Annotated in this window: 8 protein-coding genes and 2 pseudogenes; 6 read left to right on the top strand and 4 right to left on the bottom strand. The window is 71.9% G+C overall.

Annotated features, from left to right (window positions below; all coding sequences use genetic code 11):
* Together H5J26_RS26960 and H5J26_RS26955 are read left to right on the top strand one after the other, a co-directional pair.
* Positions 1-548, top strand: a pseudogene (locus tag H5J26_RS26960) (DUF1349 domain-containing protein); the annotation flags it as partial.
* 129 nt (positions 549-677) lie between these two features.
* On the top strand, positions 678-1,364 hold the full coding sequence (locus H5J26_RS26955) for a dienelactone hydrolase family protein (protein WP_181768575.1): 687 nt from the start codon (positions 678-680) through the stop codon (positions 1,362-1,364).
* Here H5J26_RS26955 and H5J26_RS26950 read toward each other — a convergent pair.
* On the bottom strand, positions 1,350-1,766 hold the full coding sequence (locus H5J26_RS26950) for an SRPBCC family protein (RefSeq protein WP_181768574.1): 417 nt from the start codon (positions 1,764-1,766) through the stop codon (positions 1,350-1,352). The two genes, H5J26_RS26955 and H5J26_RS26950, sit on opposite strands and share 15 nt — an antisense overlap.
* On the bottom strand, positions 1,763-2,401 hold the full coding sequence (locus tag H5J26_RS26945; RefSeq protein WP_181768573.1) for a CGNR zinc finger domain-containing protein: 639 nt from the start codon (positions 2,399-2,401) through the stop codon (positions 1,763-1,765). Before H5J26_RS26945 ends, H5J26_RS26950 begins: the two co-directional genes overlap by 4 nt.
* A gap of 51 nt (positions 2,402-2,452) precedes the next feature.
* Between H5J26_RS26945 and H5J26_RS26940 the strand changes: the two genes are divergently transcribed.
* From H5J26_RS26940 to H5J26_RS26930, 3 genes are all read left to right on the top strand, one after another.
* Positions 2,453-2,923, top strand: coding sequence for a VOC family protein (locus H5J26_RS26940; RefSeq protein WP_235981169.1), 471 nt, complete (start codon positions 2,453-2,455; stop codon positions 2,921-2,923).
* Between the two features lie 95 nt (positions 2,924-3,018).
* On the top strand, positions 3,019-4,017 hold the full coding sequence (locus tag H5J26_RS26935; RefSeq protein ID WP_181768572.1) for a LacI family DNA-binding transcriptional regulator: 999 nt from the start codon (positions 3,019-3,021) through the stop codon (positions 4,015-4,017).
* 121 nt (positions 4,018-4,138) lie between these two features.
* A complete protein-coding gene (locus tag H5J26_RS26930) occupies positions 4,139-4,909 on the top strand; it encodes an SDR family NAD(P)-dependent oxidoreductase (protein WP_181768571.1) in 771 nt (256 codons plus the stop codon).
* Between the two features lie 16 nt (positions 4,910-4,925).
* On the opposite strand, the gene H5J26_RS26925 is transcribed toward H5J26_RS26930, so the two are convergent.
* Positions 4,926-5,357: a protein-tyrosine phosphatase family protein gene (locus H5J26_RS26925; RefSeq protein WP_181768570.1), complete on the bottom strand. Its 432-nt coding sequence runs from the start codon at positions 5,355-5,357 to the stop codon at positions 4,926-4,928.
* Positions 5,358-5,440: 83 nt separating this feature from the next.
* On the bottom strand, positions 5,441-6,367 hold the full coding sequence (locus H5J26_RS26920) for a hypothetical protein (protein ID WP_210771809.1): 927 nt from the start codon (positions 6,365-6,367) through the stop codon (positions 5,441-5,443).
* An 82-nt stretch (positions 6,368-6,449) separates the two neighbouring features.
* Between H5J26_RS26920 and H5J26_RS26915 the strand changes: the two are divergent.
* Positions 6,450-6,655 (top strand): annotated as a pseudogene (locus H5J26_RS26915) (AraC family transcriptional regulator); the annotation flags it as partial.

Here is a 6,655-nt window from a genome sequence, read left to right as displayed (position 1 = left end):
GATGGCAGTGGGTGCGCGACCCCGCGGGGGGCGTGGAGGACGGGCGGTACGTGTGGCCCACCCAGGACGCCGAACTCCACAAGGCGACCAACACCGCCTCGCTCATGCTGCGGGACATGCCCGAGGGCGACTACACGGTGGAGACCAAGCTCAGCATCGACCTGGGCGAGGAGACCGAACGCAACTACCAGCAGGCCGGGTTGATCGTCTACGTCGACGACGACCGGTACCTGCGGCTGTCCCACACGGCGATCTGGAACACCCGGCAGACCGAGTACGGCAAGGAGCAGCCGTACGAGGGGAAGACGGCCTACGGCTCGATGTCCGTGGGGCCGCCCGCGGGAACCACCTGGCTGAGGCTCCGCCACACCGGATCACCGGGCGGCGAGGAGCGCTTCCAGGCCTTCACCAGCCGGGACGGCAGGAAGTGGATCGCCGGTGGCACGTGGACGCTCCCCGCGGGGAGCACGCCGCGCGTCGGGCTGGGTTCCATGGGAGGCGAGGGGGCGACGGCCGAGTTCGACTACTTCCGCGTCCATCGGCACTGACGCCTCCCCGGCTCCGTCAGGGGGGCAGTCCGGGAAGGGCTTCGTCCCGGGAAGGGGTTCGTGCATGAGACCGGGTCACACGGCTACTTGGTCTCTGCACGGCGCCCCGACCGGAAGGAGAGCGCTTTGATGGTCTCGGAGACGGTCTCCGTATCGGTGCCAGGGAGCGTGGAGCTTCCCGGCGACCTGGAGGTGCCCGCGGCCCCGCGCGGGGTGGTCCTGTTCGTGCACGGCAGCGGCAGCTCCCGGCACAGCCCCCGCAACCGGGCCGTCGCCGAGGGGCTGCGGCAGCAGGGGTGGGGGACGCTGCTGATCGACCTTCTCACCGAGGAGGAGGACCGGAAGGACGAGGAGAGCGGACAGCACAGGTTCGACATCGGCCTGCTTGCCGAGCGGACGGTGGCGGCTGTCGACTGGCTCGGCAAGCACCCGGCGACGGGCAGCTCACCGGTTCATCTCTTCGGTGCCAGTACGGGCGCCGCAGCTGCGCTTGTGGCTGCGGCCGACCGACCGGACCGCGTCGTGTCCGTGGTCTCACGCGGCGGCAGGCCCGACCTCGCCGGTGAGGCCCTGGGCCGGATCCGGATGCCGGTGCTGCTGCTCGTGGGCGGACTGGATCACGAGGTGCTGGAGCTGAACCGGCAGGCGGCACGAGAACTGCCGGCTACGCACCACCTCCAGATCGTCCCCGGGGCGACGCATCTCTTCGAGGAGCCGGGAATGCTGGAGAAGGTGGCCGAGGCGGCCGCCGAGTGGTTCGTCACGGCCTCGGAAGAGAGCTCGGAGGGCGGCCGGGGAGGCTCACCGCGGGCCTGAGAGGGCTTCCGCCACCGCATCCATCACGCTGAGCCAGTGACGGCGTCTGTCCTCGCGCTCCGCGGCGCCGGCGAGGCGTTCCTGGTGGAAGACCAGCACACAGGACCCGCCCCGGGATGTGACGGTGAACTGGACCGTGGTCTCGCGCTCCGCCCCCGGAGGGCGGTGCGTGAGCCGGAGCCGGGAGCCCTCCTGGTGGCCGCGCACCTCACCGGTGGTGCCGTCGCCGAGGGTGTACGGGGCGCCGCGGCGCGGCTCGATCCGGGCCTCGCCGCCGAGCCACAGGGCGAGCCCCTCGGGAGCGGTGAGGAACCTCCAGACCTGCTCACCCGGGAAGGGGAGGGTCCGGGAGACGCCGATCTGCCATCCGGCGTCCTTGGTCAGGCCCGTGGGAGGTGTCATGTCGGCGTCTCCTCTGCCTCACGTTCGCTGTGCTCCTCGGGTTCCCCACGCCGGGCACGAAGAGCCCGTACCTTGTGGCGGTTTCCGCAGCGCTCCATGGCGCACCACCGGCGCCGCCCCGGCCGGGAGGCGTCGACGAAGACCAGGAAGCAGTCGCCGGCCCCGCACTCGCGTACTCGGGAGACGAGTGGACCGGTGAACAACTCGACGGCATCCCGCGCGAGCGTGGAGAGCGCCTGACTTCCGGACGCCGGATATCGCCAGCCGCAGGCACCGTCGTCGGTGATCTGAGGGACGAGCGCGGCGCCGGCAGCCGCGCGGTTGATCGCCGCCACGTCCTGCCTCCGGCGCGGGCGGCCGTGCGCGGTGTCCTGGGCCAGGCTCCACAGCGCCTCCCTCAGCTGATGCGCGGCCTGCACTTCGGTGCCGTCGACCCGCAGACGGGCGGCGTCGAGGCGGAGCCGCGACCGGGAGAACCACTCGGCCAGATCGTCCGGACGGTGCAGGACCTCGAAGCGGGCGAAGGCGCCCGTACCGCCCGTGGTGAGGAACTCAAGACACAGGGCGCCCGGGTCGAAGAACCAACGGGTGCCCTCCGGCGAGCGGAGGAGGAGACCCGTTGCAGCGGCATTCATGTAACCACTATAAGTGGTTTCACCGGAGTGGGAACGGCTCCCGCTCCGCAGATGCTGATTCCGGAGGATCTGATGGCCGTGGACTGGAAGCTCGTCGTCGACTGCGCGGACCCGCTGCAGCTCGCCAGGTTCTGGGCGCGCGCCCTGGGCTATGAGGTGGAGGACAACAGCGTGCTCATCGAGAACCTCGTCGGCCTCGGCGCCGTCGATGTCGACGACTACACCGTCGTCGACGGCCGCAAGGCGTGGAGACTGCTCGCCGCCGTCCGTCATCCTGACGACCCGGTCGAGGAGTCCAGCGGCACCGGGCTGGGCAGACGCATCCTCTTCCAGGCCGTGCCCGAGTCCAAGCAGGTCAAGAACCGCCTGCACATCGACCTGCACATCGGCGAGGAGCAGCGCGAGGCGGAGGTGCGGCGGCTCACGGAGCTCGGCGCCCGGGTGCGGGTCCGGGTGGAGGCGCACGGCAGCACCCACGTCACGATGGCCGACCCCGAAGGCAACGAGTTCGACGTCCAGTAGGCGTGTCAGCGCGCTTCCCCGGCCTTCTCCCGAAGCACTTCGATGCCGTTACGATGACGCGGCCAGGGTCCCAAGTCGAGGAGAGCTGAGGGCGGTTGCCGAGCCGGGTCACCATCTACGACGTCGCCGCCGAGGCCGGGGTGAGCATCTCGACGGTCTCGCTCGCGCTGAACACTCCGGCGAGGGTCGGCGCCCTCACGCGGCAGCGCGTGCTGGCCGCAGCGGACACCCTCGGCTACACGCCGAAGACGGAGGCCGTCGCCAAGGCCCGTAAGGGTGTGGGACGGATCGGCGTCATCGCGCCGTACACCTCCTACCCTTCGGTGGCCCGCAGGCTGAGCGGCGTACTGCGCGCGGTCGGCGGCCAGGCGCTCGAAGTCGTCGTGTTCGACCAGGAGTCGGCCGCGCAGAGCACCTCTCCGCTCCTGGCCAGCCTGCCGCTGACCGGGCGGCTCGACGGGCTCATCGTCGTGAGCATCCCGCTGGAGGAGAGCGTGGCCCGGCGGATCACCGGCATGGGACTGCCCGCCGTGCTGGTGGACGTGCGCCACCCGGACTTCGACTCGGTGCACACCGACGACGTGGCCGGCGGACGCCTCGTGGCCGCGCACTTCACCGAGCGGGGCCACCGCCGCTTCGGGTTCGTCGGCGAGCGCCAGGAGTCGGACCGCTACGTCTCCCCCTCGGCCAGGCGGCTCTCCGGTTTCCGCACGGCGCTGGGCGAGGCCGGGCACGAACTCCCCGACTCCGGCGTGCACTTCGTCGAGCACGGGCTGGGGCCCGCCGAGACGGCGGCGAAGGCCGTGCTCGCCGGAAAGGACCGCCCGACCGCGGTGTTCGCCGGCGACGACACCCTCGCAGCCGGAGTGGTGCGCGCGGCGGCGGCACTCGGGCTCGACGTCCCCGGCGATGTCGCCGTGGCCGGCTTCGACGACAGCGAACTGGCGCAGGCGCTGGATCTGACCACCGTGCGGCAGCCCCTGGAGGAGTCCGGCAAGGCGGCGGCGGAACTCCTGCTGCAGCGCATGGCCGGGACGACGACCGTGCGGGAGGTCGCGCTGCGCCTCGATCTCGTCTCGCGCGGTTCCAGCTGAGGCCGGGTTGCTGGCAGGAAGGAGCGGAGAGCCTGGAGCTGTCGAAGTGCTTCGACCGATGCAGTTGACACGCGGCCGCGGAACCGGAAAGGCTGCCCGGAGCAGCGAGGAGGCAGACGGAATGAGCAGCTCCTACGTCGTCACCGGAGGAGGGCGGGGCATCGGACGGGCGCTGGTGGAGCGCCTTCTCGCCGACTCCCATACCGTCGTGGCGATCGACCTGGACCCGGACGCACTGGAGTGGACGGGCCGTCACCCCGCCGGGCACCGCGTCGTCGCACTTGCGGGCAGCGCCGGAGACGAGGCGGTCACCGAGAAGGCGGCGGACCTCGCGCAGGCCGCCGGCACGCTGGAGGGCTGGGTCAACAACGCGGCCGTCTTCCGCGACGCCTCCCTGCACACCGCCTCGACGCGGACGGTGCTCGATCTCGTGGACGCCACGATGAGGCCCGCAATCGTCGGCTGCGCCACGGCAGTTCGCCGCTTCCTGGCGGCCGGCACCGGCGGCTCCGTCGTCAACGTCTCCTCGCACCAGGCCCGTCGGGCCGTACCCGGCTGCACCCCGTACGTGACCGCCAAGGCGGCGGTCGAGGGGCTGACCCGGGCACTGGCCGTCGAGTACGGGCCGCACGGCATACGTGTCAACGCGGTCGCCCCCGGTTCGATCAGCACGGAGCGCTACGCCTCCCAACTCGCGGCGCTGGAAGGCGAGGACGCGGCGCGCGTGCAGGAGGAGATGCGCCTGCTGCATCCAATGGGCCGTGTGGGCACAGCTGTTGAGGTGGCGTCAGCCATCGCTCACCTGCTCTCCCGGGACGCCGGCTACATCACCGGCGCGACGGTCCCCGTCGACGGCGGCCGCACGATCCTCGGGCGCGATCCCGAAATGTGAACCCGTGCAAGGCCGTTCAGCGGGTGAAGCGGAGCACGTAACGGCGCTGCCAGGGCGTCTCGACGGCACGGGGGTCGTACTTCTCGCGTACGAAGGCGACCGCTTCACCGGCCGGTACGCCGTCGAGGACGGCGAGGCAGGCCAGCGCCGTGCCCGTGCGGCCGCGGCCACCGCCGCACGCGACCTCCACGCGCTCGGACTCCGCACGGGACCAGGCCTCGCTGAGCAGTGCCAGTGCCTGGGTGCGGCTGGTGGGCAGGCGGAAGTCCGGCCAGCGCAGCCAGCGGGAGTCCCAGGGGACCTCGGGCGGCTGCTTGCCGAGCAGGAAGACGGAGAAGCCCGGCTGAGGACCGGGCGGGAGTGGGCTGCGCAGCCCCCGTCCGCGGACCAGTCGCCCGGAGGGCAGCCGGACGACTCCCTCGGCGGACAGGTCCCAGGTGTCGGTCACGTTCGCAACCCTAGACGAGCGGATGTGCGCAGCGTTCCGAGTCGTTGGACTTCCTGCCGGCCGCCCCTCCCCGCTCGCCCGACTCAGCTCGCCGGGGCCGGCCCCGCACCGGGCGCGATCAACTCCGTGCGCAGCTCGTGGCTTTCATCGGGCAGCCGGGCTTCGTAGAAGAGACGGTGGCCTCCGCCGGGCAGCGGGAGTACGTCGAGATAGCGCACGTCGGCGACCGGTGCGCCGCCGACGGGATGCAAGCGCCGACCGGCGGCCTCCCAGGCGGCCAGCCCCGTGCGTTCGAACCAGTTCTCCTCGGCGCTCGCCCGTCCGTCGTAGCAGGCACGCCCGTCGGGCAGGACGCTGGTCAGCCGAGCACCTCTGGCGTCCCAGGCACCGTGCCGCCCGGTCAGCACCTCGCCGTGCCACTGCCATCGCAGCCCGTCACCGCTGGTGGCGTAGGCGGTGAACATCCGGTCCTCGTGGCCCGGTTCGGTCAGGATGTGGCAGCACAGCCACGCCTCCCAGCCGCCGTCCGGCGTACGGCGCACGACGGGGTCCTTAACGGCCGTGTCCCCGTCGCCTTCGAAGACCGGCCGGACCGTCGCTTCGGACAGCCCTTCCGGGGTCGCCGCCTCGAGCACACCGACCCACCAGTGCTTGGTGCCAGGGGTCGCGCAGCTCACGTAGAGGCGCCAGGCACCGCTGCCGGTACGCACGAGCGCGGGCCGCTCCACCATGGCGGCGCCGAAGTGGTCGCGGGTGAGGACGCCGAGGGTGGTGAAGGTGCGGCCGTCCACGGACCGGGCGACGACGTTGTAGTCCTCCTCGGCCCGCACGCGGTAGGCCAGGAGCAGCGAGCCGTCGTCGTCGACAAGCGAGCTGGGTGCTCCGGCCCACTGCTGAGGTCCCTTGCCCGGCGCCGGGACGGCCACGGTCGCGTGGCCCGTGCCGGGGAGCGGGAAGCCGGCGGTGGGGACAGGGGCGGGGCACTGTCCGTGCTTCTTGGTGCTGTTCATGCCCGTCATCCTGCTGATGCCCGCGTGAAGCAGACAGTGGCAGGACTGTCAGGCTGCGGGCATTTCCTGCCATGATGCGTGCGTGCCGCAGAACGTCGTCGCCCTCGTAGGGGATCAGGCCGCCGCATTCGAGCTGGGCGTGGTCGCCCAGGTCTTCGGGCTGGACCGCTCCGACGACGGGCTCCCCGTGCACGACTTCGCCGTGTGCGCCGCCCGCCCCGGCACCGTCATGTCCACCTCCGGCTTCGCGCTCCGGGTCGAGCACGGCCCCGAGCGGATTGCGGCAGC

The sequence above is a fragment of the Streptomyces albidus (ex Kaewkla and Franco 2022) genome (assembly GCF_013870515.1).
GTDB lineage: Bacteria > Actinomycetota > Actinomycetes > Streptomycetales > Streptomycetaceae > Streptomyces > Streptomyces albidus.
The sequence above is the reverse complement of the archived record's forward strand: the minus strand, read 5'-3'. Positions and strand labels throughout refer to the sequence as shown.